Source organism: Dickeya ananatis, assembly GCF_019464615.1.
Classification (GTDB): domain Bacteria; phylum Pseudomonadota; class Gammaproteobacteria; order Enterobacterales; family Enterobacteriaceae; genus Dickeya; species Dickeya oryzae.
Map to the genome: position 1 here is coordinate 1,506,358 of NZ_CP040816.1, position 26,520 is coordinate 1,532,877.

At 54.4% G+C, this 26,520-nt stretch carries 23 protein-coding genes; 9 read left to right on the forward strand and 14 right to left on the reverse strand.

Going from position 1 to position 26,520, the window contains the following annotated elements; all coding sequences use genetic code 11:
* Window positions 1–107: 107 nt before the first annotated feature.
* The 9 genes from FGI04_RS06525 to rstA all read right to left on the reverse strand — a co-directional run bounded on the left by FGI04_RS06525 (window position 108) and on the right by rstA (window position 8,834).
* Window positions 108–803, reverse strand: a complete 696-nt coding sequence (locus tag FGI04_RS06525) for a LutC/YkgG family protein (RefSeq protein ID WP_407274745.1) — start codon at window positions 801–803, stop codon at window positions 108–110.
* Window positions 803–2,224, reverse strand: coding sequence for a LutB/LldF family L-lactate oxidation iron-sulfur protein (locus tag FGI04_RS06530; protein WP_407273330.1), 1,422 nt, complete (start codon window positions 2,222–2,224; stop codon window positions 803–805). The genes FGI04_RS06525 and FGI04_RS06530 overlap by 1 nt, the downstream gene beginning before the upstream one ends.
* An 11-nt stretch (window positions 2,225–2,235) precedes the next feature.
* Entirely contained in the window at window positions 2,236–2,955 is a 720-nt protein-coding gene (locus FGI04_RS06535) for a (Fe-S)-binding protein (RefSeq protein ID WP_342701068.1), read from the reverse strand.
* 102 nt (window positions 2,956–3,057) lie between these two features.
* Window positions 3,058–4,608, reverse strand: a complete 1,551-nt coding sequence (locus FGI04_RS06540; RefSeq protein WP_407336459.1) for an L-lactate permease — start codon at window positions 4,606–4,608, stop codon at window positions 3,058–3,060.
* Window positions 4,609–4,891: 283 nt separating this feature from the next.
* Entirely contained in the window at window positions 4,892–5,710 is an 819-nt protein-coding gene (locus FGI04_RS06545) for a trypsin-like serine peptidase (RefSeq protein ID WP_407336460.1), read from the reverse strand.
* A gap of 154 nt (window positions 5,711–5,864) precedes the next feature.
* Window positions 5,865–5,960 (reverse strand): hypothetical protein, encoded by a 96-nt coding sequence (locus tag FGI04_RS21420; RefSeq protein WP_016942431.1) that lies wholly within the window; start codon window positions 5,958–5,960, stop codon window positions 5,865–5,867.
* 100 nt (window positions 5,961–6,060) lie between these two features.
* On the reverse strand, window positions 6,061–6,663 hold the full coding sequence (asr, locus tag FGI04_RS06550; RefSeq protein ID WP_407336461.1) for an acid resistance repetitive basic protein Asr: 603 nt from the start codon (window positions 6,661–6,663) through the stop codon (window positions 6,061–6,063).
* Window positions 6,664–6,738: 75 nt separating this feature from the next.
* The gene (rstB, locus tag FGI04_RS06555) at window positions 6,739–8,094 is read right to left on the reverse strand and encodes a two-component system sensor histidine kinase RstB (protein WP_342701064.1); all 1,356 of its coding nucleotides are present in this window, start codon (window positions 8,092–8,094) and stop codon (window positions 6,739–6,741) included.
* Window positions 8,091–8,834, reverse strand: a complete 744-nt coding sequence (rstA, locus tag FGI04_RS06560) for a two-component system response regulator RstA (protein WP_342701063.1) — start codon at window positions 8,832–8,834, stop codon at window positions 8,091–8,093. Before rstA ends, rstB begins: the two co-directional genes overlap by 4 nt.
* Before the next feature lie 227 nt (window positions 8,835–9,061).
* On the opposite strand from rstA, the gene FGI04_RS06565 reads away from it, so the two are divergent.
* On the forward strand, window positions 9,062–9,493 hold the full coding sequence (locus tag FGI04_RS06565) for a hypothetical protein (protein WP_342701062.1): 432 nt from the start codon (window positions 9,062–9,064) through the stop codon (window positions 9,491–9,493).
* A gap of 75 nt (window positions 9,494–9,568) precedes the next feature.
* Here the strand turns inward: FGI04_RS06565 and dauA are convergent, their stop codons facing one another.
* Both dauA and chaA read right to left on the reverse strand, forming a co-directional pair.
* Window positions 9,569–11,284: a C4-dicarboxylic acid transporter DauA gene (dauA, locus tag FGI04_RS06570; RefSeq protein WP_342701299.1), complete on the reverse strand. Its 1,716-nt coding sequence runs from the start codon at window positions 11,282–11,284 to the stop codon at window positions 9,569–9,571.
* Window positions 11,285–11,587: 303 nt separating this feature from the next.
* Complete coding sequence (chaA, locus tag FGI04_RS06575; protein WP_407273333.1) at window positions 11,588–12,688, reverse strand: sodium-potassium/proton antiporter ChaA; 1,101 nt, start codon at window positions 12,686–12,688, stop codon at window positions 11,588–11,590.
* 771 nt (window positions 12,689–13,459) lie between these two features.
* Here chaA and FGI04_RS06580 point away from each other — a divergent pair.
* From FGI04_RS06580 to FGI04_RS06605, 6 genes are all read left to right on the forward strand, one after another.
* Window positions 13,460–14,152, forward strand: a complete 693-nt coding sequence (locus tag FGI04_RS06580; protein ID WP_342701060.1) for a gamma-glutamylcyclotransferase — start codon at window positions 13,460–13,462, stop codon at window positions 14,150–14,152.
* Window positions 14,153–14,313: 161 nt separating this feature from the next.
* Window positions 14,314–15,354, forward strand: a complete 1,041-nt coding sequence (locus FGI04_RS06585) for an ABC transporter permease (RefSeq protein WP_342701059.1) — start codon at window positions 14,314–14,316, stop codon at window positions 15,352–15,354.
* Window positions 15,351–16,211: an ABC transporter permease gene (locus tag FGI04_RS06590; protein ID WP_342701058.1), complete on the forward strand. Its 861-nt coding sequence runs from the start codon at window positions 15,351–15,353 to the stop codon at window positions 16,209–16,211. Before FGI04_RS06585 ends, FGI04_RS06590 begins: the two co-directional genes overlap by 4 nt.
* Window positions 16,198–17,040 carry an ATP-binding cassette domain-containing protein gene (locus tag FGI04_RS06595; RefSeq protein ID WP_342701057.1) on the forward strand — a complete coding sequence of 281 codons (843 nt, stop codon included), beginning with the start codon at window positions 16,198–16,200 and terminating at the stop codon, window positions 17,038–17,040. The genes FGI04_RS06590 and FGI04_RS06595 overlap by 14 nt, the downstream gene beginning before the upstream one ends.
* Complete coding sequence (locus FGI04_RS06600) at window positions 17,040–17,723, forward strand: ABC transporter ATP-binding protein (RefSeq protein WP_342701298.1); 684 nt, start codon at window positions 17,040–17,042, stop codon at window positions 17,721–17,723. Before FGI04_RS06595 ends, FGI04_RS06600 begins: the two co-directional genes overlap by 1 nt.
* Before the next feature lie 93 nt (window positions 17,724–17,816).
* Window positions 17,817–19,400, forward strand: coding sequence for an ABC transporter substrate-binding protein (locus FGI04_RS06605; RefSeq protein WP_407336462.1), 1,584 nt, complete (start codon window positions 17,817–17,819; stop codon window positions 19,398–19,400).
* Window positions 19,401–19,450: 50 nt separating this feature from the next.
* On the opposite strand, the gene FGI04_RS06610 is transcribed toward FGI04_RS06605, so the two are convergent.
* Window positions 19,451–20,737, reverse strand: coding sequence for a chloride channel protein (locus tag FGI04_RS06610; RefSeq protein ID WP_342701055.1), 1,287 nt, complete (start codon window positions 20,735–20,737; stop codon window positions 19,451–19,453).
* A gap of 119 nt (window positions 20,738–20,856) precedes the next feature.
* Between FGI04_RS06610 and FGI04_RS06615 the strand changes: the two genes are divergently transcribed.
* Both FGI04_RS06615 and FGI04_RS06620 read left to right on the forward strand, forming a co-directional pair.
* On the forward strand, window positions 20,857–21,573 hold the full coding sequence (locus tag FGI04_RS06615) for a metallophosphoesterase (protein ID WP_407321500.1): 717 nt from the start codon (window positions 20,857–20,859) through the stop codon (window positions 21,571–21,573).
* A gap of 449 nt (window positions 21,574–22,022) precedes the next feature.
* Window positions 22,023–22,427 carry a hypothetical protein gene (locus tag FGI04_RS06620; RefSeq protein ID WP_407336463.1) on the forward strand — a complete coding sequence of 135 codons (405 nt, stop codon included), beginning with the start codon at window positions 22,023–22,025 and terminating at the stop codon, window positions 22,425–22,427.
* Window positions 22,428–22,547: 120 nt separating this feature from the next.
* Here the strand turns inward: FGI04_RS06620 and FGI04_RS06625 are convergent, their stop codons facing one another.
* Together FGI04_RS06625 and FGI04_RS06630 are read right to left on the reverse strand one after the other, a co-directional pair.
* Window positions 22,548–24,095, reverse strand: coding sequence for a methyl-accepting chemotaxis protein (locus FGI04_RS06625; protein ID WP_407336464.1), 1,548 nt, complete (start codon window positions 24,093–24,095; stop codon window positions 22,548–22,550).
* A 702-nt stretch (window positions 24,096–24,797) separates the two neighbouring features.
* Complete coding sequence (locus FGI04_RS06630) at window positions 24,798–26,489, reverse strand: methyl-accepting chemotaxis protein (RefSeq protein ID WP_342701052.1); 1,692 nt, start codon at window positions 26,487–26,489, stop codon at window positions 24,798–24,800.
* Window positions 26,490–26,520: the final 31 nt, after the last annotated feature.

The window sequence follows — 26,520 nt, forward strand, 5'->3', positions numbered from 1 at the left end:
AACCGGCCTTGTAGCAGTACCGGGCTTGAGGCAGTAAACGCTGCATAGCCCTTGCCCGGTGCTCAAGTAGCATCGGGCAAGGGGATAGTGGCAATTAATGGTGGCAATTAACAGTCTTCGATAATCAGATACGCGGCGTTAACCGGGCCGTGTACCCCGACCACCTTGATAAGTTCGATATCGGCGGTGGAACTGGGGCCGCCTATCAGGTTGATACAGGAAGGCATACGGGTGCCTTGCTCCGCCAACTGATGCAGATGGTGCGCCAGTTGCGCGACACGCGGCAAAATCGTGCTCTTGCGTACCACAAAAATTGACGACTCCGGCAGTAAGCTGACCGCACGGCCGCGCTCCGGGGTGGAAAATAGCACCACGCCGCCCGATTCCGTTAACCCATATTCCGCGTAGACCACGCCGACTTTGGCTTGCTCAGCCAGCCGGATATTTTCGTCTCCCCGCGCAGGATCCCACACCACGGCGTGGCAGGCTTCCTGCAACCGGGCGGTGATCCCCAACGCGACCAGTCGCTCATCGCCACTGAGGATGACGGGCTCGCGGCCATAGCGTTCGCATAAACGCCATGCAGCCTCCGCGGCATCCGCCTCGGTGGTCAATTCACAATGCGCCAGCATGACGTTGGTGGCGCATTCAATGAACGCGTCACAGCGTTGCTGCGCGTTAAGTTCAGTCAGACGGGTCTGGGCATGGTCATGCGCAGGAACCGGCGGCGGCGACGGAAGATGACGAACCGGTCGGTCCAGTGCGTTGGCGATGTCGGCTAAAAATGCGTCTCTATGATTCATCATTTATTTCCCTGCGCTTTGTGTTTTTTAAACCAGGAACGGAAACTTTCACCATCGGCGGGCGGCAAGTCGCGTGCCTGTGTCCATTCGCTGATGGCGCCGATGTTAATGGGGAGTTTCCCGTCCCGGATAAACCAACTGGCGGCACGGGCACCCGCTATCATGCCGACTTTCCATAACGTCGGGTGGCTGTTGGCATAAGCGAACAGCTTGATCGTGCTCTGCTCGCCTTTGGGCGTGAGCCCACCTTCTGCCATGACCCGGCGGTGTTTCAGAATCAGTTTCGATAACGGAATCTGGACCGGGCATACGCTGTCACAGGCGGTACACAACGAGCAGGCGTAAGGCAGATCTTTAAAATCATCGTAACCACCCAGCAGGGGAGAAATGACCGCGCCGATAGGGCCTGGGTAGATAGAACCGTAGCCGTGACCGCCGATATGACGGTACGCCGGGCAGGTGTTCATGCATGCGCCGCAGCGAATACAACGCAATATGTCCTTGAACTGCGACCCCAGCACGGTGGATCGGCCGTTATCGACAATCACCAGATGGAACTCTTCCGGGCCATCCACATTACCTGCCTCGCGTGGGCCGGTGAGCCAGGTATTGTACCCGGTTAGCCGTGCGCCGACGGCACTGCGTGCCAGCATGGTGATGAGCACATCCACCTCTTCAAACGTTGGCGCGATACGCTCCATCCCCATCACCGCGATGTGTGTTTTCGGCAGGGTGGTACACATGCGGGCGTTACCTTCATTGGTCACCAGACACACGGAACCGGTTTCCGCCACGGCGAAGTTACAGCCGGTGACGCCGATTTCCGCACTCAGAAAATCCTGACGGATCTTTTGGCGGATGAACAGTGTCATGGCCTCCGGGGTTTCCGGCCCGTCGTAGCCCAGTTTTTCACGCAGCACACGCTGAATCTGGTGACGATCTTTATGAATCGCCGGTACCACGATGTGTGACGGTGGATCGCCATCAAGCTGCAGAATGTATTCGCCAAGGTCGGTTTCAATCACCTGGATACCGGCTTCCTGCAGCACGTGGTTCATGCCAATCTCTTCGGTGACCATCGATTTGGCCTTGACCACTTTTTTCGCCTGCTTCGACTGGGCGACACGCAGAATGTAATCCGTCGCGTCCTCTTTGGTTTTGGCAAAAAAGACGTTACCGCCGTTAGCGCTGACGCGTTCTGAGAGCTGGTAGAGGTAGGCATCCAGATTAGCCAGTACGTGTTCACGGATTTGGCTGGCACGCTCGCGCCAGTCTTCCCAATGCCCCAACTCATCCACCATTTTCTGGCGGTTGGCACCGATGCGCTCCTGCGCGTTGGCAACGGCGTTACGCATAATGGGGTCGTCTATCTGCTGCTTGATACGCGCTTTGAAAGCAACATCGCTGGTTTTTAAGTACATGGGTAACCTCCTCAGCGGCTCATCAACACTTCGGCGATATGCATCACCTTGACCGGGCGTCCTTCGCGTTGCAGACGTCCGCCGATATTGAGCAGGCAACTGACATCGGCACCGATCAGGTAATCCGGCTCGGCATCCATAATATGGCCCACTTTTTCTTTCACCATTTCACCGGAGATTTCCGCCATTTTTACCGAGAAGGTACCACCGAAACCGCAGCAGGTTTCCGGTGCCTGAAACGGCAGCAGCGTCAGACCGTCGACTTGTTTTAGCAGCGCCAGCGGTTCTTCTTTCACCCCCATTTTGCGAAACAGACTACAGGACGGATGGTAAACCGCTTTGCCGGGTAAACGCGCGCCCACATCGACGACGCCCAACGTGTTGACGATGAACGAGGTCAGGTCGAACATCCGCGCGGCGACCTTCTCAGCGCGTTTCGCCCACTGCGGTTCATCACCCAGCCAGGAGGCGTAACTTTTGATAGCGTAGGTGCAAGAACCCGCCGGGGAGATAATCGGGTCGTCGTTTTCTTCCAGCGCCGCAATCAGGTTTTTCATCCCCGGGATGGCTTCTTTCACATAGCCGCTATTGAGCGCGGGCTGACCGCAGCATCCCTGTTTTTCAGGGAAATGAACCTGGCAGCCTAAATGCTCCAGCAACAGCACCGAATCACGTGCCATGCGTGATTTCAGCGCGTCGCCGATACAGGTCACAAAAAAGTTAACATTCACGACATCTCTCCAATACAGGATATAGGCTTGTTTTTATGATAAGACGTTATTGTCTGACGCTGATTATTCGGAAAAACAAACAGGTTCAGGACATAAACAGGTTTAAGACATAAATAAATAATAAAACAGCCCGACTTTTAGCCCGAGAATCAGGATATAGGCGGTACAGTATTTCAGCGTACTGGCCATAATGGCGCTGCCTTGTCCGTCCATTCGGGTGGCGGATACCGCAATAGCGATACTCTGCGGGGAGATCATTTTCCCGCCGGTTGCCCCGGAGGTGTTAGCAGCCGCCAGCCAGACGGGGTCAATATGGAGTTTTTCTGCCGCGACAGTTTGCAACTTGCCGAACAGAACGTTCGAGTTGGTATCGCTACCGGTGACGAACGTCCCCAGCGCACCGATGATAGGCGCGATAAAGACATAGGCACCCCCCGTGAGATTCACCATGGTCTGCGCCAGCGTGGCGATAAGCCCACTGACATCCATGATGGTCGCCATCGCGACGATAGTGGTGATAGCAATAATCGAGTTTTTCAACTGCTTAATCGTGCTAGCTAACACACTCAGCATCTTGCCTAACGTGGCACCCTGAATGAAACCACCCAGCAGGGTCGCAATAATGATCAGCACACCCGGTGTGGCTATCCAGTCGATTTTCAGTGACAGCGCTTTTCCTTGCGGTAACGGGAAAGACAGCGTTGAGGTCACCTGCCCGACAACCTGCTTAATGCCGGGGAATAACGGCGAACAAAGCAGGATAAAGGTAAAAATAAGCATATAAATAGAACAGGCTTTCAGCAATTCACGGCCTGAAGGCAACGCCCCTGAGCGGGTATTATTCTGAATAAGATAGCGCGGGTCGGTTTGCCCTTTACGTGCGCGCCCCATGGCCGCGACCGCGATAAGGCTGACAAGGCTGCCTGCAAACGCTGGCAGCTCTGCACCCAGGTGAACGGCGACAAAATACTGCGGGATTAGGGTGGTAATCCCACACACCAGCGTGATGCCCACCACGCCTTTTATCGCTTTCACACCGTCGCCGATGATGGCAATAATCACAAACGGCAGCAGAATGTTGAACAACGCCAGTTGCAAAATGATCGTGCCGCCGAGGGCGGTGACCGGCAGGTGGACCTGCTCTGCCAAAATCGACACCGGAATACCGACGGCACCGAAGGCGGTGGGCACGGTGTTTGCCACCAATGAGGCGATGGCCGCTTTTAGTGGGTTAAAACCCAGCGCAATCAGAATACCGATAGGAATCGCCACGGCGGTACCGTAGCCTGCTGCCGCTTCAAGGAAGCCGCCGAAGCACCAGGAAATCAACAGCACCTGAATACGCTTGTCGTCGCTGATGCTGGCCAGTACGTCACGCAGAACATCCATGCTGCGTGTTTCTTGCATCAGGTTATAACTGTAAATCGCCCCCAGAATCACAATAATGATAGGCCATAAGCCCTTTATCACCCCATAGCCAATGGCTGACCCGAGTGTTTGTAACGGCATGTGCCAGACCGTCATGCTCAATATTGCCGTGATCACCAGGGTGATCAGGACGGAATGATGAATGGGCATTTTGATTTTCAAAATCAGAATGATCATTATCACTAATGGCAATACGCCAAGTGAGAATTGTAAGTATTCGTACATGATGCTCCCTAAAATAAAAATGTAACTTATTGATATCGTTCTAGGAGTAATCGTTTATAGAGAGATCAAAAAATCGGGTCAGGTGGCTGGATCGCTTCATTGAAAGATAAGTTTCAACTTGTCGGTAAAAGGTATGAACAGGTTACTCTTAGGTATAAGAGAAGGTTAATACCATTAACAATTTGTGGGCTTTTACGGCAAAAAAGGGGTAGGGGCAGACGGTATAGGGGAGGGAACGGGAAACTGCCGGCACGTCAGCGACGATACCGGCGGGTCATTGCTATCAGCGTTTCTCTTTAGCCAGTGCTTCCAACTGCTGGCGTATGGCGGTGACTGCAACAGCGCGGTTATCGGCGAGTTTGCGGTTGCTGGCGTCCGGGGCGGAGCTTTGGATGCCGACCAGAATCCAGCTACCGGCGGTTTTCAGCATCAACGGCGAACCGCTATCGCCCGGTAAGGTGTCGCAACGGTGGGCCATCACGGTTTTCTGGACCCAACCGGTAATCTGGCAATCCTGATGGCGGTACAAGGTGTCCTCATGGTCTTCCGGGTAACCGGCCTGAGTAACCTTATGTTGTGCCGCATCCAGCGCGGTTTTCAGTTCTTCCTGCGTGCCTTGCCAGATAGGTAATGGGCGGATGCCCGGCGGTGTTTCCCGCAGGCGAATCAGGGCGAAATCCCACGGTGCGGCAGCGGGGGGAACAATCCAGCCATCACCGTCCGCTTTTAACATTTTGGCCAGTTTCTTATTGGTTAACGCTTCAATTTTATCGGTTTCATAGCGCCAGCCATTTTCTGTCGACAGAAAACGCAGTGCGACCGGTTTGTCCGGTACACCGGGTGGTGCTACGACACAGTGGCCTGCCGTCAGTGCCAGATGGGGCGAAATCAAGGTGGCGGTGCACAGGTTGCCGCTGGCGGTTTCTAATTGACCAATCGCCTGCCATGGCCACTGGGAGGTATCCGGCACGCTATCGCGATCATCATGATTAAAGAACAGGGTCTGTTTTTGTTGTTCCGTCAGGGTTGAGGCGTCGTCATCGGCCCACACGTAAGGGGCGAGCACGCTCAATGAACATAACAACCAGGCTGATATGCGCATGTAATGAATGGCCTTTAAAAATGAAAAAATTCAGCGTAGTAACCGTCATCAATCCACTATAAACGTAGCATGCCGACATCAAAGCAGGAAACGATAGGGTAGTCAGGTGGATCGAATAACCTGATTTGGGCGCGTTGGTGAGAGTGAAATCGGATTACAGGAAAAAGACGACAATGACCAACGCGCAGATAAGCAGGAAGGACAACATGATTTCGAATGAATAACGCCGCAGCATTATCAGGTCCCCCATGAAACAAACACCCGGCGAACCGGGTGTTTTATAACACTACTGTCATGCCGATAATCGCTACCGGTGTTCATGACCATTAACTATTTCTTACCTGGGTGAATTAAGCGGCTGTTGGAGCAGCAACTTTTTTCGCTTTTTTCACTTTTTTGTGTTTTTTGGCAGCCTGAGCTTTCTGAGCAGCCGGAGCTTTCTTAGCTACTTTTTTGTGTTTTTTGGCAGCCTGAGCTTTCTGAGCAGCCGGGGCTTTTTTCTTAGCTACTTTTTTGTGTTTTTTGGCAGCCTGAGCTTTCTGAGCAGCCGGGGCTTTTTTCTTAGCTACTTTTTTGTGTTTTTTGGCAGCCTGGGCTTTCTGAGCAGCCGGGGCTTTTTTCTTAGCTACTTTTTTGTGTTTTTTGGCAGCCTGAGCTTTCTGAGCAGCCGGGGCTTTTCTCTTAGCTACTTTTTTGTGTTTTTTGGCAGCCTGGGCTTTCTGAGCAGCCGGAGCTTTTTTCTTGGCTACTTTTTTGTGTTTTTTAGCTGCCTGAGCTTTCTGGGCCGCTTTCTTCTTCTCAACTTTTTTCACCGGTTTTTTCGCGGTATCCGCTTTAGCCGGAGCGGCAGCAGTTGCCGGGGCGTTAGCCGGAGCAGCAGTGGTGCCAGCTGCGAAGGCTACAGAGGACAGACCCAGAGCCGCACCTGCGATCAACACTAAAAATTTTTTCATCGTAAATTCCTCGTTATCCCGTTCACATTTCAAGCCCCAGGGTGGGCCGATGACTGAAGCATAAGATAAGCTACGCTAACGATCTGTGAGTGTTTGGTTTCCGCGTGTAACGGATTGTACAAGGTTCGCAGACGAAGAGTTTGACGCGGGTTTGGCGGTGACAATCGGCCAGCGGAACAGGAAACGAGCGCCTCCCAACGGGCTGCTGTCGACTTCGACAGTGCCATTGTAAGCTCGCACGATGGCGTGAACAATGGCCAGTCCCAGACCGCAACCGCCACTGCTGTTTTCGATGCCAGCCTCCAGACGGATGAAGGGTTCGAAAATGTGCTCACGGTCTTGCGGCGCGATACCTGGCCCGTCATCTTCCACTTGCAGACACGCGGTCTGCTGATCGAGCGTCAACCCTACCCGCAGGCGTTGTTGGCAGAAACGTAAACCATTATTGACCAGATTATTCAGTACCCGCTCCATCAGGCGCAGGTCGACATAGCCGAAATGGTTACCGCTCGCGACATCCAGTTCAATCAGTTTGTCATCGTGCACCAGTCGAAAATCATCGACCCGTTTTTGCAGCCATTGCGACAGGTCGATCTCTTCGAGATGCAGCGTCACCTGCGGCCGGTCAAGACGGGCGTAGGTCAGCAGTTCGTCGATGAGCGCTTCGAGTTGGCCGACATCCCGGTTGATGGCTTCCTGCTCGTCATCGGTCAGGTTGTCGCTCATCGCCAGCCGGTAACGCAACCGAACCAGCGGGGTGCGCAGCTCATGGGCAATATTGTCGATAAGCTGTTTCTTACTGGTAATCAATTGGTTGAGGTTATCGGCCATACGGTTGAATGCCACGCCCAGGCGAAACAGGCTGGAGGTATTATCAAAATGGGTGCGTTCCTCCAGATGACCGTCACCCAGCCGTTGTGCCGCACTTTCCAGTCGTAGCATCGCTTTCCAGTGTGGGCGCATCCATAAGAACACCGGTAGCGCCAGCGACAGGCCGATTAACGCCAGAAACAGTAAATTGACCAGACGTATTTCATGCAGGAAGAACAAGTAGGGAATAGGGCCGACCGCCAGCACATAATGGCTGCGCGGAATACGCTGGATGAAGGTGTACTCGTCGTCCAACGCGACGATTTCACCCTGAATCAGCCGTTGTTGCGCCAGCGTGCTGAGCCGATATTTATTGATGGGCTCAATGTGTAACTTGAACGACAAATTGAGATCCATCTGGTTGATGGTCTTGTGCCACTCTCTGGGGGGGATGGAGCGTAACTCGTTGCGAATCAGGTACAGCGAGCTTTTCATCAGGTCGTCCATCGATTGTCGACCGGCGCGCTCCGCCGTGACTTTGTACACCAACCCGACCAGCAGCGTCATCACCAGAAAGCTGGCAAACAGCAGTAGAAAGAACTGAATAAACAGTTTTTTCATGGCGTGAGGGTCTCCCAGGCATTCGGGGCGAACAGGTAGCCTTTGTTGCGGATGGTTTTGATACGCACTGGCTCCAGTGCGTTGTCGTAGAGTTTTTTACGCAGACGGGAAATCGCCACATCAATACTGCGATCCATACCGTCGTAACTGACGCCGCGCAACGCCTTGAGCAACGCTTCACGATCCATGATCTGCCCGGCGTGGGTAGCCAGTAACCACAGTAAATCGAAGTCCGACGTGGAAAGCGGAATATTTTCGTCCGCCAGCGTGACGTCGCGGTTAACCGGGTCGATACACAGCAGGCCGAAATGTAGCGATTTATGCACCTGCACCTGTGCTTTTTCCGGGGTGTTTTTCTCAACGACAGGTTGCGGTGCGGCGGCGTATTGACGGAAATGTAATCTCAAACGTGCCAGCAGGACCGCGGGCGGCGTGGTTTTCAGGATATAGTCATCGGCCCCCATCTCCAGCGACAGAATGTGGTTCATGTCGCTGTCGAGCGAGGTGAGCAGAACGATCGGGCCGGTGTATTGCGGGCGGAGTTCACGGCAAATCGTCATACCGTCCTTGCCGGGCAACATGATGTCCAGTAGCACCAGGTCGGGTTGTTGTTCTTCGATGAAGGCCAGTGCGTTATCACCACGAGGCTCGATGTGCACATCAATATCATGTTTGCCCAGATAGGCTGCAATCAGTTTGCCAACTTCCGGATCATCCTCAACAAAAACAACTTTATACATGACATTCTACTCACAACAGTACGCGTATTATGGTTCATGCGACAGCATGGAAGCGACGGCAAAAGCGTAGGGTGCGCTGGATCGCATTGCCAGCAGAAAAGCCCCTGCTTTTGCCGTATAGCTCTACAATTGTTAGAGATACTATACCTTATTAATCCTTTTTACGTTGTAATGGTTGATGTGAATGGCGCGACGGCAATGGTCGCCTGGCGGAAAGGAGAGAAGGGATGGAAGAGGCTCACTCTGGGCCTGCGGGCTCCTCTGAAAGGATGTGTATTGATTACACCGCGTACCTGGGTGCGCTGTGCCGCAAGCGCTGGCGTTTTGTTGATGCGTTGTATGGTGTTATGCCTATTTTTGGTATGGTGACCAAATCTTCCATGGCGGTGGGAACGACCGGTGCCACGGGGAAAGATGACCTGCTGGAGCTGGCGATGCAGGTGCTGTCCACTCAGGCCAGCGATGAAACCAATCTTTCTCGGTTGATTACACTGGCATGCCAACATGGGGTGACGGAGCTGGATATCCAGTTACCGTATGCGTTGTCTGGCGACCAGTTGCAGATAATCGAGCGAGCGTGCCGCGGCTACGAACTGGTGCTGAGTCAGCAGGCGGAATGCCTCTCGGTGCATTCCGTGGCGTCAGCCGCATTTTGCTAATCTGTTTTTTAACCTATCTGTTCTTTAACTGATGAGGAAAAACCGGCCTCGCGCAATGCTAAGGCCGGTCGGTCGTCAGGCGTTGAGAGCGTCGTGCTGGGGCTTTGTTTCTGCCAGTGCTTGTTCCAGCGTCGCGTAGAAGCCCAGCCGGTTGGCAATCGGTGTCACATTCGCCCGAGCCAGTGTTTTGAGCGGCTGAAACGGGATGTCGGTAAGAATCAACTGTTTTTCCGGCGGTAACAATTCCACAAAATGGCGGAATGCATTAAGGCCGCCCGCATCCAGCACCGAGACCGCATCCCACTGCAGGATAATGGTTGGATAAGGCTCGACACGTTCCATCAGTTCCGTAAACAGGCGCTCCGCGGCCGCAAAGAATAGCGGGCCGTTGATTCGCAGCACCAGCCGCTGGTCTGCAACGGTGCCTGGCAGTTCGCTCAGTCGGGTCATGCGCGCCACATTCCTCATAAACAGCAATGAGGCCAGCACAATACCAACCGTAATGGCGATCACCATATCAAACAGAACGGTTAACCCCATGCACAACAGCAATATCAGGATATCGTCGCGTGGTGCCCGGCGCAGGATATAGACCACTTTGTGCGCCTCGCTCATGTTCCAGGCCACCAGCAGCAGCAACGACGCCATGGCGGAGAGCGGCAGATAAGACAGCCAAGGGGCCAGCACCAGCAAAGACAGCAATACCAGCAAGGCATGGATCACCGCGGCGATAGGTGAGGTCGCACCCGCACGCACGTTTGCCGCCGAGCGGGCGATCGCCGCCGTAGCGGTAATGCCGCCAAAGAACGGGGCAACCATATTGCCGATGCCCTGGCCCAGCAATTCGCTGCTGGGGTGGTGTTTTCGGCCGGTCATCCCATCCAGTACGACGGCACATAGCAACGATTCAATGGCACCCAGCATCGCCATCGAAAATGCGGCTGGCAGCAGTTCGGACAGGCTTTGCCAGCTCAGCGTCATGGTGTGCCCATCCGGCGCGGGGATGTTCCACGGCAGGACAAACTGCGGCAGGATCGCCGGGATCCCTTGCCCGTGGCTGCCGTCGGCCAACAGGTAGCTAAAACGCGAACCGATGGTGGCGATCTCGATATGAAACGATGACAGCACCCCCATTACGGCGGTGCCAGCCAGCAGTGCAGGGAGGTGCCCCGGCAGGCGAACGCCGAGTCGGGGCCAGACTATCAATACCAATAGTGTAGTGGCGCCGATAAGGGTATCGCCGATGTTGAGTGTGGGCATAGCCAGCGCCAGCGCCGCGACTTTGGCGGCATAGTGCTCCGGCACGGTCGCCATCGTCAGGCCGAAAAAGTCTTTTACCTGCATGGTGGCGATGGTAATGGCGATACCCGATGTGAAGCCAAGCGTGACCGGCAAGGGGATGTATTCAATCAGCCGACCCAGCCGACACAGCCCCATCAGCAGTAAAAAGACCCCGGAGAGTAGGGTGGCGACCAGCAGGCCGGAAAGACCAAACTGTTGCGACACCGGGTTGAGAATGACCACAAACGCGGCTGTCGGCCCCGATACGCTGTAGCGCGAACCGCCGCAGATGGCGATCAGCAATCCAGCAACCGCCGAGGTGTAAAGCCCGTACTGCGGTGGCACGCCGCTGGCGATAGCTAACGCCATTGCCAGTGGGATGGCGATAATACCGACAGTAATGCCGGCGATAACATCATGGGTAAAACGCGATAAGGTGTACTTTTCTCGCCAGCAGGCTTCAATCAGCGCGCTGAACGGTCTGATACCGTTAATTCGGTGTGATTTCATGGAAAGCAAGAACCAAACAATGAAAAACAGGCGGGTCGACAGCGGCCCGTCACGGCCAGGGCGTGTGCCGCCTGCGGTGGTTGCCTGAAAAACGTGAATAAAAAACGCAGCCACCACGGTAGGACACAGTCCAAAGTCGATACCATACGCCTGTTTTTTGGCGAAGATCCAGCGATAAATCAATAGAAAGGTTTTTTCGGGGTAAATGTGTCGCTATTGCGGCCGTGCCACACTGTCGATCGTCGCTGGCGGCCTGCGCCGATATACGTTGTCGATACCGGCACAGCGAGAACAGCGGTGTGCTTACAGCATGACGGTCATCAGGTACGCCACAAACAGCGCCAAATGAGCGCTACCGTTGAGCACATTGGTGCGACCGGTAGAAAACGAAATCTGGCACAAGATCAGTACCGATAGCATCACCACGATGTGAGGCAAGTCGAGGGCGAAATGCAACGTCCGGCCGGTGAGGGTAGCTATCAACGTCACGGCGGGGACCGTCAGCGAAATGGTTGCCAGCACGGAACCAAAGAACAGGTTCATCGCACGTTGCACCTGATTACGCAGTACGGCGGTAATCGCCCCCAGACCTTCCGGCGAGAGGATCAGCAGCGCGACCAGAAAACCGGTGAACTGGGACGGGGCGTTCATAGCGTCCAGCAGCCCTTCCAACTGCGGGGAGTCCATCTTGGTTACGGCAATGACCGCCACCAGGTGGACCAGCAGCCAGACGGCATGCCAGGCAGAGCTGTGTGCGGAAGGCTTGCCGTGATGTGGGTCGCCGTCATCGCCCTCGTCTTCATGCTCATAAACAAACAGGCTTTGATGCGTACGGGTTTGAATCAGCAGGAAGACGCCGTACATCATGGCTGAAATCAGCGCGATAATAATGGATTGCACCACAGAAAAATTGCCGTCCGGTAAGGCGGCCGGGAACACCAACACCAGCACCGCCAGCGGAAAGATAGCCATCAGGTACTGTTTGATTCCGCCCAGATTAACGTACTGCGTGGCGAATTTTCGCCCGCCCAGCAACAGGGCGAAACCGACCAAACCACCACTGACGATCATAATGATGGAGTAGAGGGTATCGCGCATCAGCGTCGGGCCTGCGTCCCCGGTCGCCATCAGCGCTGAAATCAGGCTGACCTCGAGAATGACGACCGACAGGCTGAGGATAAGCGACCCGTAGGGCTCACCCAGACGATGCGCCAGCACATCCGCATGGCGCACCACGCTAAATGCGCTGGCGAGGATCCCTACCAACGCCAGCAGATTGATGCCGACCATGGCGGGCAAGCTGCGACTATCACCCCAGAGCATGAGCACCAGCAACGCCAGCAGGGGGAAAATCAAGGTATATTCGTGATGACGGGTTTTCACCGCGTCAGTGGATGTCGGCATGGTCGGGTCTCCTTATATACCGTCTGAAAAAAATACCGTCTGCAAACAGAATGTCGTGAAAGCAACAGGTGGTGAAAAACGGTTTCTTGCAAGCAATGCAGCGCGAGAAGCTATGCGTTTTGGAAACAATTCGTTTTGGAAAAAATGCTGAGGCGGTATCCGGGTGTTTATCGCTGCCGACAAGATATAGCCTGGCGCTGGCCATAGTCGGCGGTGTTACCTGAATGTTTTCGCTGCCTCGTGATAATCTCGGTGTTGAATTATTGCTGAAACCTCAGGGTAACCTCATAAAATGAAAGGTGGCTGAGGGTTTTTGTTATTTAATATTTATATGATTAATAATAAAAGAATTTGTTGGTTTTGTTTACTCTCTTTACTAAAGAATAACGCACTTTATCTTTCTATACATAGTTGTTTTTAGGGTTATCGAGCAATAAATAAGGCGTGAGTGCTATTTTTTCATTAATCGAATGGTTGTGCGTTGGGCGGCAAGCCCGGTGTTTATTCTTGACACGATTCCTGATGCGATGGTACCGAATGCCGGGGGCCGGGCGAGATAGTGCTTAAGGCGTGGTCACTCCACCTTGTTGTCATTGCATTTTCTTACAGCTCTTAATGTCTCATCGGCTTTATGATAATTCTGGTAAAGATTAACGATATTTTGCCGTAGAAATAAGCAATACCTGCGTTGATTATAGGGTTGATAATCGGCCAGAATAGACAAGGCGATGCCGCCGCGCAGTAAAATCGTTTTAGTGAGGGCAGTAGGTAGTGTTGACGCGTGATTTCTTGCAGAAAGCGGATTGTAAAACCTCGTTTGGAAAAATTGATGAATCATTGCTGCTAACGCCTCAGCAGCGAGAGGCATCTCTGGCGTGCACGTTGGCATCCCGCCCCGATCAAAGCCCTGTCTGGGTGTTTGGCTATGGCTCGTTGATGTGGAACCCGGTGTTTGATGCCGAAGAAGTCTGTGTGGCAACGCTTCATGGCTGGCATCGTACCTTTTGTCTGCGCCTTACCGCAGGGCGTGGGACGCACAGTCAGCCCGGCCGCATGCTGGGGTTGAAACCGGGAGGCGAAACGACCGGGCTGGCCTATCGGTTGCCTGAAATGACGCTGCGCGACGAACTGGAACTGCTGTGGAAGCGCGAAATGCTGACCGGCTGTTACCGGCCATTGTGGTGCGAGTTACGGTGTCAGAACCGGGAGCCGATTACCGCGCTGGTGTTTGTCACCAACCCGGAACATCCATTGCTGGAAGCGGATACCTGTATTCAGAGCATCGCGCCGTTGATTGCCCGCGCCAGCGGGCCGCTCGGTACCAATGCCCAGTATCTGTTCGCACTGGAACAGGAACTGAATCATTACGGTATGGAGGACGAAAGCCTGAGCGCGCTGGCGCAGCGGGTGCGTGAGCTGCAACAAAACCTCTCCATTGGCCCGGCACAGGAGTCCCCGTGCTGATTGATATTGGTGGTGTTCTGGCGGCACGTTGGCGGTGTTAGCCAGCAGGGTAGGCATACACTGAGGCGGCGGTTGTCTATACCGGTCCGGCGGCAGTGATGATACCATGCAGGCAACGTGTCACGACTGGGATTGTCAGACCGGCAACAAGGCCACCGTCAATGAGTTCATTTTATCAACAGATATGGGGAACTGCGGCGCGTCCCGGCAAGGTGCTGGGTGGTTTCCTTTCATTGTGCCTGACGTTGTTGGGCTTGTTGTTTTTTACCTTCCTGTTAACCCATTTAGCGTCGGTTGATCAGGTGTTGCCCGTCACGGGAGAACATGCCAGCGATGCTACCTATAGCCAGGTGCGCCAGCAACTGGGGCTCGACAAGCCATTGTGGCTGCAATTCTGGGATTACCTGTGTGCGCTGATGCAAGGCGACTTCGGCGTATCGCGTACCACCTCGCAACCGGTGCTGGACGATTTACTGCGCACCTTCCCGGCTACCTTTGAACTGGCGACCAGCGCCATCGTGCTTGGATTTGGCGGAGGCATTACGCTGGCGCTGTTATCGGCGTTGAAACCCGGCGGTGTTTTAGACTATCTGGTGCGTACGGTGGCGTTGCTGGGGTATTCCGTACCGGTATTCTGGATTGGATTACTCAGCCTGTTGCTGTTTTACTCGGTGTTGCACTGGTCTGCCGGGCCGGGACGGATCGATGACGTTTATCAGTATTCGGCCGAATTACCGACCGGATTTGTGTTATTCGGCAACTGGAGTCGCGATCTGGCGATGCTTCGTAACGCGCTGGCACACCTGTGGCTGCCCGCCTGCGTACTGGGGTTTGTGTCAATGGCCAGCATCGCACGGATGTTACGCACGGCGCTGTTGGAAGAGAGTGGTAAAGAATACGTCACGTTAGCCCGTGCGATGGGGGCCAGTCGGTGGCGTATCCTGCTTTTTCATATCCTGCCCAATATTCAGACGGTCATGGTGACGGTATTGATGCTGTCTTACGCCAGCTTGCTGGAAGGGGCGATTCTGGTGGAAACGGTGTTTTCCTGGCCTGGCGTAGGGCGTTACCTGACGACGGCGCTGTTTGCCGCTGACATTCCGGCGGTACTGGGGGCGACGCTGTTGATTGGGGTCTGTTTCATCCTGCTCAATGCACTGGCGGATGCGCTGATCTTTTTGCTGGACCCACGTACACGATGAGGTGGACATTTCTGTTCCCGGTTAGCCGTCGGCCGGCGCGTCGTCGCGTTGCGCTCAACAGCATCAATGTGTGTTTTTTTATGCTGATCTTACTGACGCTGGTGGCGCTTTTCGCCCCCTGGCTGGCACCGTTTGACCCTTATACCCACAATATCATCCAGCGATTGCAACCACCGAGCCAGGCGCATTGGCTGGGGACCGACGGTTTTGGGCGTGACCTGTTATCACGGGTGATTTACGGTACCCGCCCCGTATTGATTATGGTGGCGCTGATTCTCATCATCACGATTCCCGTTGGGCTTATCGTGGGGGTGGGCGCAGGGTATCTGGGTGGCTGGATAGATAAAGTATTGATGCGACTGACGGATATCATGCTGGCGCTGCCGGGATTGGTGATTGCGCTGTCGCTGGTCGCGGTGCTGGGCCCAGGATTACTGCATGGCGCACTGGCACTGGCGTTAAGTGCCTGGCCGCAGTTTGCCCGACAAGCGCGAGCTGAAACGATGGCGCTGCGTAACAGTGAGTTTCTGCTGGCCGCCCGTATGCAAGGCATTAGTGGATGGCGATTGATGTATGGCCACGTACTGCCATTGTGTCTGCCTGGTGCGATGGCCCGTGCCGCGATGACGCCGGGCAATATGATTTTGGCGGCCGCTGGCCTGGGCTTTCTGGGGTTGGGCGCACCGCCGCCGATGGCGGAATGGGGCGCGATGGTAGCGGAAGGCAGTAATGTGATGCTGGAACAGTGGTGGGTTGCCACCATGCCGGGGCTGGCGATTTTATTTACCAGCCTGACCTTTAATTTACTGGGCAACGCTCTGCGCGACAGACTGGATCCTCGTTATGGCAAACACTGACTCCTGCTTGCTGGAGGTCGAAAATCTTTCGATCTGGCGTCGTAACGGTCAGCCGCACGTGCTGGTGCACCCGTTGTCATTTAGTATGCGGCGAGAGCGGGTGGCGCTGGTGGGCGAGTCCGGCGCGGGGAAATCGCTATTGGCCTGGGCGCTGATGGGATTGCTGCCGTATGAGTGTCAGATGCAGGCGGAGCGGCTTGAGCTGGCCGGGCAGGACCTGTTGCGGTTTAGTTCGACGCAGTGGCGGCAATGGCGTGGCAGGCGTGTCGCGATGGTGATGCAGGAGCCGAAGCAGGCATTAAACCCGATGCGCACGATAGGCTGGCAAATGGAGGAGCCGCTGCGGCTGCACACCCGGTTGCCGCGCCATGAAAGACAAGAACGCGTGCTGGAGAGTCTTAACGCTGTTGGTCTGGCGGAGTCCGGTGGGGTGCTGGCCTGTTATCCTCACCAGATTTCCGGCGGTATGGCACAACGGGTGATGCTGGCGATGGCGATGATTACCCAGCCGGATCTGTTGATTATCGATGAACGCACCTTTGCGCTGGACAGGGAAACCCGGGTGCAGGTGCTGTCGTTACTTGACCACTTGCTCACCGAACACCACATGGGGCTACTGTTGATTAGCCATGATTTACCACTGGTCGTGCACCATTGTGCCCACATTCTGGTGATGCGCCAGGGCCATCTGGTGGATACGCTGCCCGCGTCGCAGCTACCGAATGCGACACACCCTTACACCCAGATGCTCTGGCATTCCCAGCCGGGTAAACAGACGCACGGGCAGATATTGCCGATGATGCCGGACGAACCGGAAGGAACGGCATGATGCACGAACTGATGGCCGTGGTAGTCGAGCAGGTGAGTGTGGCGCACTGGCAGGGGTATCAGCGCCATGACGTTGTGCATAACGCCAGTTTTACGGTGGTACAGGGCGAATGTTTCGGGCTGGCCGGGCCATCCGGCAGTGGCAAGTCCTCACTGTTGTGGGCACTGGCCGGGCTGAACCCCCACTGGTCGGGAACGATGACATTGCTTGAGCAGCCGATACATCCCGGTCGGTCATTCGGGGCGGTCTTGCGGCGACAGGTACAGATGGTCTTTCAGGACCCCTACGCGTCGTTGCATCCACGCCATACGCTGCGTAAAACCCTGAGCGACCCGTTGCGGCTGATGGGCGTATCCGATGTGGATGAGCGACTGGCACAAGGGATGGGGCAACTGGGTTTGCCCGGCTATCTGCTGGATAATTACCCGCATCAATTATCTGGCGGACAACGCCAACTGATGGCGTTATTGCGCACGTTACTGATGCGCCCGCGCGTGTTATTGCTTGATGATGCCACCTCCGCGCTGGACATGCTCGGGCAGGCGCGAGTGTTCAATCTACTTACACGTCTGCGGGAGAGCGACGACCTGACCATGATACTGGTCAGCAATGACCGCAATGTGATGGAACACATGTGTGATCGCGTGTTGTGGATGCAAGACGGCAGGCTACAGTCTCACTGAACATGATCTCACGGAACATCATCCCATAGAACAGGATCCCGCTGACCACCATCCTTCTGACCATATGGATGCCGCGATACTGAGGACGAAACGATGAAGGTATGGTTTGCCGTTTTACTGATGCTGCTATTCAGTCTGCCAGCGAAAGCGTCGACACCGGGTGATACGCTGGTCGTCGCCATTTCCCTGAACAGTATTATCAGTTTTGATCCGGCGGAAAGTTTTGAAACTGTCAGCAGCAGCTGCCTTACCTCACTGTATCAAGGACTGGTCACCAGCAGTCGTGATAACCCCACCCAACTGGAACCCGCGTTAGCGCTTGACTGGCATCCCGGCGCGGACGAACGAAGCCTGACGTTTACCCTGGACCCCGGTGCGGTGTTTGCTTCCGGTAACCCGGTACAGGCTGATGATGTGATTTATTCACTGACCCGGGCGGTGAAGCTCAATAAAACACCGGCGTTTATTCTCAATGAGCTGGGGTGGGAGCCGGGCAATATCGAGGCACAATTTCGCAAAATCGACGATCAGCGCTTGGAAATACGCTGGAGTCGCGATATTGGCAGCGAACTGGTGTTGCGGCTGCTGTCGGCCAGCGTCGCGCTGATTGTCGACAGTAAAGTGGTGGAAAAACACAGTGATAACGGCGATTTCGGCAACAAATGGCTGAAGACGCATTCGGCAGGCAGCGGCAGTTATCACATTCGACACTATTTGCCGCAGCAGGCTTTGTTGCTGGAGAGTAACCCCTACGCCCGTCATCCGCCGATATTACCGCGGGTGATTTTAAAAGACGTGGCCGACCCGAGTGTGCGGCGCCTGTTGCTGCTACAAGGTGATGCCGATGTCGCGTACGACCTGGGGGCTGATCAATTCAGCGCTCTGGAAAGCCACCCCGGCGTGACGGTGCAAATGACATCAGGCACCAAAATCTACTATCTGGGTTTTAATACGCGCAGCAAGACGGCGTCATTTCTCGGGCAACCCGCTTTTTGGCAGGCGGCGCGCTGGCTGGTTGACTACCAGAGCATTGCGCAGCAATTGTTGAAAAAACAGTTCAGCGTGCATCAGAATTTTTTGCCGCAGGGCTTTGATGCCGCGCTGCAGGAAGAGCCGTTCCGGCTGGATGTGGCGAAAGCGCGGCAGGTATTGCGCGATGCCGGAATAGCAGCGGGCAGCCGGTTTACCTTACTGGTGGCGAATCAACCACCGTATGTGGAGGTGGCGCAGGCGTTGCAGGACAGTTTCGCTCGTGCCGATATTCGCATTGATGTGCAGATGGTGGTGGAGAGCGAACTGTGGACGCGTATGCGTAGCGGTCGCTTTGAGGCGGTATTTACCTACTGGGGGCCAGACTATATTGATCCTAACAGTAATGCCAGCGCGTTCGCGCTTAGCCAGCCCGGCACGCTGGCCGGGCGGTTGGGGTGGTCGGCCCCTCCGGCACTCAGCCAGATGACGCGAGCGGCCGCCGCGCAGTGCGATCCCGTGGTGCGGCGTGATATCTACCAGCAATTGCAACGGGCGGTCAGGGATAACTCGCCGTTCGTGCTCATGTTGCAGGGAAGACGGCTAGTCGCGTTACGCAGTACGCTGGTGAATGCTCGCCAGAGCATGACCAATTCCATGCTCTATTTCGATGAAATCAGCAAGGCGAAAGCGGTGCCACCAGAATGACGATGGCTGTATTGCCCGCTCGTTTACCCACCGTCGATGGGTATCCAGCGTTATTTTTTATCTGCCGTCATGTTCTCAATCAGCATGCCGGTACCGACCGCGCCGGTAATACACAGTGCCATGGGCGCAAAGAAATCGTCGCTGACATGAGTCAGTTCCATAATCAGAACCAGACTGGTGATCGGCATTTTCATTGATGTCGCCAGAAACGCGGCGGCACCAATGACGGCATAGGCACCCGGCTGGTTGTCCGGAAAGAACCACGACCAGATACCGCCTAACGCCACTGCCAGTAACGCGCCGTTCGCAAGTCCCGGTGTCAGCAAGCCGCCTTGCGCGCCAGCGCGCAAGCTGCCCCATTGCACTAACACCTTGCACCCCAATAGCAGTAATGCCATCGATACTGACAGCTGGCTGGTGAAGCTCAGCTCCGCCGGCCCTTTGCCGTTGCCAGCCAGTTGCGGCAGGATGATCACCAGCGCGCCCAGTAACGCGAAGTTGAGCAGGTTGGTGACAATCAGCCAGGCGTCTCGCGGTGAATGCTGCCGGGCATGGCGGGTGAGTCGGCTAAACCCATAGGCGGCGACCCCGAATATCGGCCCGCAGATCAACGCCCAGACGGTCAGGTCGCTGGATACCGTCAGCGGCATCGTGAGGTGGTACTGGTATTCATCACCCAGCGCGACACGGGCTATCAGGGCGGCTGTCGCGCTGGTGAAAAAAGCAGCCAGACAGGTTTTGATCTGAACGCGCGCCAGCAAGACTTCCACAACAAACAGCGCGCCGCTCAACGGAACGTTATACACCGCCGCCAGCCCACCACCGGCACCGCAGGCAATCAGCAACCGGGTGTCTTCCGGGGTCATGCGTAATGCGCGACAGAGATGGTTGGCGGCCAATGCCCCCAGTTCACGTGGTGCCACTTCCCGACCCAGTGGTGAGCCGAGTGCTACGGTCGTAATCTGTAATAAGGTGTGGATGATGGTTTCTTTTATCGGCATGTCAGGCTTATCAGCCTGTAATGCCGCGTTGATGTTCACCAGCCGACGGCCATAGCGGTAGAGCGCGTACCAGCCCAACCCGGCGATCAGCCCGCCTGCCAGCAAGGCAAGAAACCGGCGGGTGGGCTCTGCCGCACTGACTCCCTGTAAAAAACTTTCCTCGCTGATGATATGGTCCACACTGTAACCATAGGCCAGGTGTTGAATGGTGTGGAGCAACAGCGCCAGTAACATACCGCCAAGACCAGACAGGATGCCGGTTAGCAGCAGTGCGATGGCAAAACGAAAACGCTGGGACAGGTTCCCGGACACTTGCTCGGACATTATTTCGGACATACTCACTCACATCAGCTGTGGAAAAACGCATTGCCGCATCATTATCACCGCACATTGTACGGACTATACCTCAACCGGAGGTCTCTTGGCTGCAATGCGGCGACAGGGAGGCAGGTATCATGACCCATGTTCAACCACCGCCAGCCTATCAGCGTATTACCGGTGTTGATTGGCGACATATCTTTGTTATGGGCGATCTACACGGTTGCTATCAGTCCCTGATAGCGGCACTGGAGCGGGTCGGGTTTGATACCGGTTGTGATCTGCTGGTATCTGTCGGCGATGTGATCGATCGTGGCCCTCAAAATCTGGCCTGTCTTGATTTGCTACAACAGCCGTGGTTTCGCGCCGTGCGGGGTAATCATGAGCAGATGGCGCTGGATGCGTTAAACGATGCCGGGCGTATTGCGTTGTGGCGGGCCAATGGCGGCGACTGGTTTTTCAGGCTCGAAGAGCAACAGCAAAGGCTGGCCTGTCACGGGTTGTCACAAGCGGCACAATTGCCTTATGTCATCGAAATCGTGACCGCAACCCAGCGCACGGTGGTAGCACATGCCGATTACCCGGCCGACTGCTACCAGTTTGAGCAGCCGTTGCCCTGGGCGCAGGTATTATGGAATCGGCAACGACTTAGCCAGGCGATGGCCGGGATCGGTGGGCCTATCGTCGGCGCAGACGATTTCCTGTTTGGTCATACGCCGTTGCGAAAGCCCCTCACGTTCTGGAATATCCACTATATCGATACCGGTGCGGTATTTGGCGGTGAGCTGACGCTGTATTGTGTTCAGCGAGCCGGGAAAGCCTGCAGAGAGAAATCAACAGATGGCGGGAAATAAAGAACAATCGATATCCTGAGAAATAAAAATAACCATTTTATACCCGTCATACTTCACGTTGCCGGTGTGTTGGCTGCGTTCGCTCACCCGAATCACTTACTTGAGTAAGCTCATCGGGATTCATTCACTTGCCGCTTGCCTGCAACCCGAATTATTTTGGGTATACCGGCATTATCTGAATAATCGTTCTATGCTTACTACTTCGAATGCTAATTCGAGACGCAATGTGAGTGATGGCCGCCATCAATAAACATCGCTATGCTCCACTTGGTTTCAGATTGTCGATAACCGGGGCGAAGGCCTGTCCTGCAAGGCTCTTAAGCACAGATGACGCTACCGGATACGGTGTGACGATAGGGTATGCGGCAACGTGAATGGGCGGGGAATACCCTTTTCCGGGTAAGACGCATTATTTGAGTAAGCCACATCGTTCGAGCAAATAACACTATTTGAACAAACAACATTATTTGAGTAAACAACCGTATTTAGGCAAGAAACGGTATGTAGGTAAAAAGTATTTAGGTAAGAAACATTGTCTGGGTAAGGAATGTATCGTGAAAAAATATCTCTTCCAATTATTGTGTGCGTCATGTGTTTTATTGGCTGCAACCGCGGACGCGAAAAATACCCGCCTGAGCGATAATGAGATCAAGCAAATTATTATTGAGGAATCTATTGCCAGTTATGCGGGGAATTGTGCCTGTCCATATAGTTCTGCCAGCAATGGCAGCCGCTGTGGCGGGCGTAGCGCCTGGAGCCGCAAAGGCGGCGCGGCACCCGCCTGTTATAAAGACGATGTGACAAAAGAGCAAGTGGCGCGCTGGCGTGAAAACAACAAGTCGCGAGCACAGTAACCATTACGCATCGCGCTCCACGCTTGTCCGAAGTGGGGATTTTCCCGAACGGTACCTGAAAAAACGCCCTGACAAGTTCATCAGGGCGTTGTGTAAATAGCCTGGAAAGGTTGATATGCGTTAACGGAATACGTGTAACGCTTGTTCCAGTCGGCGTGCCTGTTGTTTTAACTGATCCGATGCCTGCGCACAGGCATTGACCTGAGCCGCATTTTTCTGGGTGATCTGTTCCAGTTCTTCCACCGCACGGCCGATTTCAGACAGTCCAACCGTTTGTTCTTTGGTCGAATCCGCAATATGCGCAATCAACTGGCTGACGCTATTTACCCGGGTGACGATGTTTTGTGTACTGTTGCCCGCGTCCCGCACATGGCTGGAACCGGTGCGGACCTGTTCCACACTGGATTCGATCAACTGCTTAATTTCATTGGCTGCGCTGGCGCTACGCTGTGCCAGATTACGTACCTCGCCAGCTACCACAGCAAACCCTTTCCCTTGTTCGCCCGCGCGCGCGGCTTCCACGGCGGCGTTCAATGCTAGAATATTGGTCTGGAAGGCGATGTTATCGATAATGGAGGTAATACCGGCAATTTTCTCCGAACTGGCGACAATGCTGTCCATGGTCTTTTCCATCTCGCCAATGACCCGACCGCCGCTGATGGCCGCATCACAGGCGGTGGAGGCCTGTTGACTGGCTTCGCTGGTAGTAGTGGTGTTGGTCTGCACCGTGGTATTGATTTCGTTCATGGCAGCGGCGGTCTGCTGCACATTCGCCGCGGTACGTTCGGCGTGGTCACTCATGTCTTCACTGCCGTGGGCCAGCTCGTCGCTGGCGGAGCGGATGTTCAGCACCTGCGTGCTGATATCGTCCACCAGCCAGCGAAACATCAACCCCAGTTGCCCGATAGCACGCTGGATGGTACCAATCTCATCGCCGCGACTACCATAATCCAGGGTGGTGACGTTACCGGTAGCGATATCCAGCGCCTGTTGTTTGACCATTTCAATCGGGTTGATTAACTGCCACTCCAGTAAGCCATCCAGCAGCAGCATCATGCCGGTCATAAACGCGCTGGTAATATAAAAATCAGAGTCAAAATCGCCATGAAGCGACCAGAACGCGATGTAGCTTATCAACGCCGTCAGCGTGATAAGCCCGCGCAAACGCCAGCGCATCGATATCAGCTTCAGACGTGAAAACACCCCGGTCAGGCCAGTGTGAAACAGTACCCCTTTGTGTAATTTCAGATTTTTACCCTGATCGCCACGCATGGTTTGATACAATTTTTCCGCCGCATCCACATCCTGACGGGAAGGTTGGGTACGCACGGACATATATCCGGTTGTGCGTCCCTGGCGCACAATCGGGACGGCGTTGGCGCGCACCCAGTAATGATCGCCGTTTTTGCGTCGATTCTTGACCAGTGCTGTCCAGGGTTCTTGCTGCTTGAGTGTTTGCCACATGTCGCGAAAGGCCTCGACCGGCATATCTGGGTGACGGACGAAATTATGTGGTTGTCCATCAATTTCATCGGGTTCGAAACCACTGACCTCAATAAACGCATCGTTGGCATAAACAATATGGCTATTCACGTCGGTGACCGACATGAGTGTGGCATCCTTGTCAAAAATATATTCCCTTTGTGTGACTGGCTGGTTGTTGCGCATTTCAGGTCCTCGTGAAAATTATTTTTAGTTTGAACTTCAGGGTCTGTCGCATAGAAAAGATATATAGCCGAGATGCTTCAGCGTGCAGGTGCGCTGATTTTATTATCCCGTCTTCCCTGACGTATTCCTTTTCGAAGGACGTCGTGCGCATCAATGCTGACGTCCCGCTATTGAATTATTGGGATACCCGTAGCGTAATCTGTGATTTGTTTTTTTACCTATAGCTCGCTTTTTAATGAAAAGCTGACGATATATGCCCTGTTCAGGCCATAGACAGCCGACCGTTGATGCAGTTAACGATTCCGCAACCTAACAATAACAAACATATACATGAGATCTGATCCGATATCATTTTAAATTTAGCATTTGTCTGGCAAATTTCATTTTCAGCAGAAAATAATGATGCGCTATCGCAAGGTTGTGATGAAAAATAAACGCCTGACGGTTATCGCCATCGATGGGCAGAGATGAATAGCAGAAAAAGAGAAAACAAATCATGTCCCAGGGGTTCATCTAACAGGTGTTTATCCGGTAGCACATTATTTATTGCCAGTGGTTTTTGAAGGGCATAGAAGAATAGCGTCTGGTCGTGATAAAAGCGTGAGATACGCAGTGGATAAGCGGTTGGTAAGCGCGTTCATGGGGTGTCCGCCCAAAAGCAGGGCGGACGATAAAAGCAGGTTCTCAGTCGGGAGGGAGGAGTCAGAATGTCTCCCAGTTGCCAGCATCGTGGTAGGCTCCGGCGGTGGCGGTTTTGCCGGGAAGCGTTAACGGCGACGGTGTTTTACCGGATGTGCCGATGACTGGCCGTTTTTTTCCGCTGTCCTGGGAGGGCGTTGCATGAAGCCGGAACAGCGACACCGCATGGTTAAGGTGGTCACTTTGCTCTTCCAGTGAGACGGCCGCATTAGCGGATTGTTCTACCAGTACCGCGTTCTGTTGTGTGACGCGATCCATCTCGCTGATGGCCTGGCTGACCTGATCGATACCATGGCTTTGCTCTTCCGATGCACACGAGATTTCCCCCATGATATCGGTGACGCGTGAAACGGCTTTCACCAGATCGCCCATGGTTTCTCCGGCAGAGGTCACCAGTACCGAGCCTTCGTGCACCCGATTAACCGAGTCTTCGATAAGCCCTTTGATTTCGCGGGCTGCTTCGGCGCTACGCTGCGCCAGATTACGTACTTCACCGGCTACCACGGCAAAGCCGCGGCCCTGTTCCCCTGCGCGTGCGGCTTCTACCGCCGCGTTGAGCGCCAGAATATTGGTCTGAAAGGCGATGCTGTCGATAAGCCCGGTAATATCACTGATCTTCTGCGAACTGCCGCTGATTTGTTTCATCGTGCTGACCACGTTATCCACCACCTGCAACCCTTTGTGAGCGGTATCAGACGCGTCGCGCGCCAGCTGAGAGGCGTGACGGGCGTTGTCGGCATTCTGTTTAACGGTGGCGGTTAACTGCTCCATGCTGGCGGCGGTTTCTACCAGTGATGCCGACTGCTGTTCGGTACGCGAGGAAAGGTCGCTATTGCCACCGGCAATTTCACTGGCGCTGCGATAAATTTCATCTGCGCTGGTACGCACTTTCCCGACGGTATCAGTCAGCGACTGTTGCATATGGCGGACACTCTGTGCCAATTGGCCAATTTCATTTTTCGCTTCAATGTGCAGCGACTGTGTCAGGTCGCCGGTGGCGATGTGGTGCAAGTGCGTTATTACCCGGCGTAATGGCTGCAACAGGACACGGCGAATATACACCCAGGCACTGCTGGTGGCGAACAGCAGGATCAACACACAAATGGCTATCACGATGATACTGTAGTCATAATTTTGGTTGCTATCGGTCACCGCGCTGTCATTGAGGGCATCGTTTTGACGGAAATAGGCATCAAAGGAATTCTGGAAGGCGTCCTGCATTTTTTGTGTCGGCAGTGCCTGAATGGTTTTGACGTCCTGCGTTTTGATCAAATCGACGATTTGCTGTAATACGCGACGCAGTGCCTGGTAATTTGCGTTGATGTCTTTCGCCAGCGCGGCGTCCTGTACCGGCAATAACGGAATTTGAGCATAGGCGGCGAAATGTTTGTCTGCCTGAGCCAGCGACTGATTGGCGACATCAATCAGCTCGGCCGATTTTCCGGCGCTGGGAATGTTGTTGGTTTCCATAATCATACGTGCGATGGCGCGATTCATGGTATTGCGTGTCTGGATCAGGGCTATCCAGGACGCATTCAACTCGCTGCTCTGTTTGCGCAGCGTTTGTGCGACGACAAAGTTATTGCGATCACTCTTCATGGCGCCAAAGAAAAAACCGTAACTGACCAACTGCAATAGACTTAATGCCAGTAGTAATGAAAAAAGTCCGGTGACAATTTTTATATTTCTGAACATGGTTTGCTCTCGGTGATGGAATAATGACGTC

Coding starts and splice junctions, on each gene's coding strand:
- FGI04_RS06525 (WP_407274745.1), bottom strand. CDS start 803: ATGAATCATAGAGACGCATTTTTAGCCGACATCGCCAACGCACTGGAC.
- FGI04_RS06530 (WP_407273330.1), bottom strand. CDS start 2,224: ATGTACTTAAAAACCAGCGATGTTGCTTTCAAAGCGCGTATCAAGCAG.
- FGI04_RS06540 (WP_407336459.1), bottom strand. CDS start 4,608: ATGTACGAATACTTACAATTCTCACTTGGCGTATTGCCATTAGTGATA.
- FGI04_RS06545 (WP_407336460.1), bottom strand. CDS start 5,710: ATGCGCATATCAGCCTGGTTGTTATGTTCATTGAGCGTGCTCGCCCCT.
- FGI04_RS21420 (WP_016942431.1), bottom strand. CDS start 5,960: ATGGGGGACCTGATAATGCTGCGGCGTTATTCATTCGAAATCATGTTG.
- asr (WP_407336461.1), bottom strand. CDS start 6,663: ATGAAAAAATTTTTAGTGTTGATCGCAGGTGCGGCTCTGGGTCTGTCC.
- rstB (WP_342701064.1), bottom strand. CDS start 8,094: ATGAAAAAACTGTTTATTCAGTTCTTTCTACTGCTGTTTGCCAGCTTT.
- rstA (WP_342701063.1), bottom strand. CDS start 8,834: ATGTATAAAGTTGTTTTTGTTGAGGATGATCCGGAAGTTGGCAAACTG.
- FGI04_RS06565 (WP_342701062.1), top strand. CDS start 9,062: ATGGAAGAGGCTCACTCTGGGCCTGCGGGCTCCTCTGAAAGGATGTGT.
- dauA (WP_342701299.1), bottom strand. CDS start 11,284: ATGAAATCACACCGAATTAACGGTATCAGACCGTTCAGCGCGCTGATT.
- chaA (WP_407273333.1), bottom strand. CDS start 12,688: ATGCCGACATCCACTGACGCGGTGAAAACCCGTCATCACGAATATACC.
- FGI04_RS06585 (WP_342701059.1), top strand. CDS start 14,314: ATGAGTTCATTTTATCAACAGATATGGGGAACTGCGGCGCGTCCCGGC.
- FGI04_RS06590 (WP_342701058.1), top strand. CDS start 15,351: ATGAGGTGGACATTTCTGTTCCCGGTTAGCCGTCGGCCGGCGCGTCGT.
- FGI04_RS06595 (WP_342701057.1), top strand. CDS start 16,198: ATGGCAAACACTGACTCCTGCTTGCTGGAGGTCGAAAATCTTTCGATC.
- FGI04_RS06600 (WP_342701298.1), top strand. CDS start 17,040: ATGCACGAACTGATGGCCGTGGTAGTCGAGCAGGTGAGTGTGGCGCAC.
- FGI04_RS06605 (WP_407336462.1), top strand. CDS start 17,817: ATGAAGGTATGGTTTGCCGTTTTACTGATGCTGCTATTCAGTCTGCCA.
- FGI04_RS06610 (WP_342701055.1), bottom strand. CDS start 20,737: ATGTCCGAAATAATGTCCGAGCAAGTGTCCGGGAACCTGTCCCAGCGT.
- FGI04_RS06615 (WP_407321500.1), top strand. CDS start 20,857: ATGACCCATGTTCAACCACCGCCAGCCTATCAGCGTATTACCGGTGTT.
- FGI04_RS06625 (WP_407336464.1), bottom strand. CDS start 24,095: ATGCGCAACAACCAGCCAGTCACACAAAGGGAATATATTTTTGACAAG.
- FGI04_RS06630 (WP_342701052.1), bottom strand. CDS start 26,489: ATGTTCAGAAATATAAAAATTGTCACCGGACTTTTTTCATTACTACTG.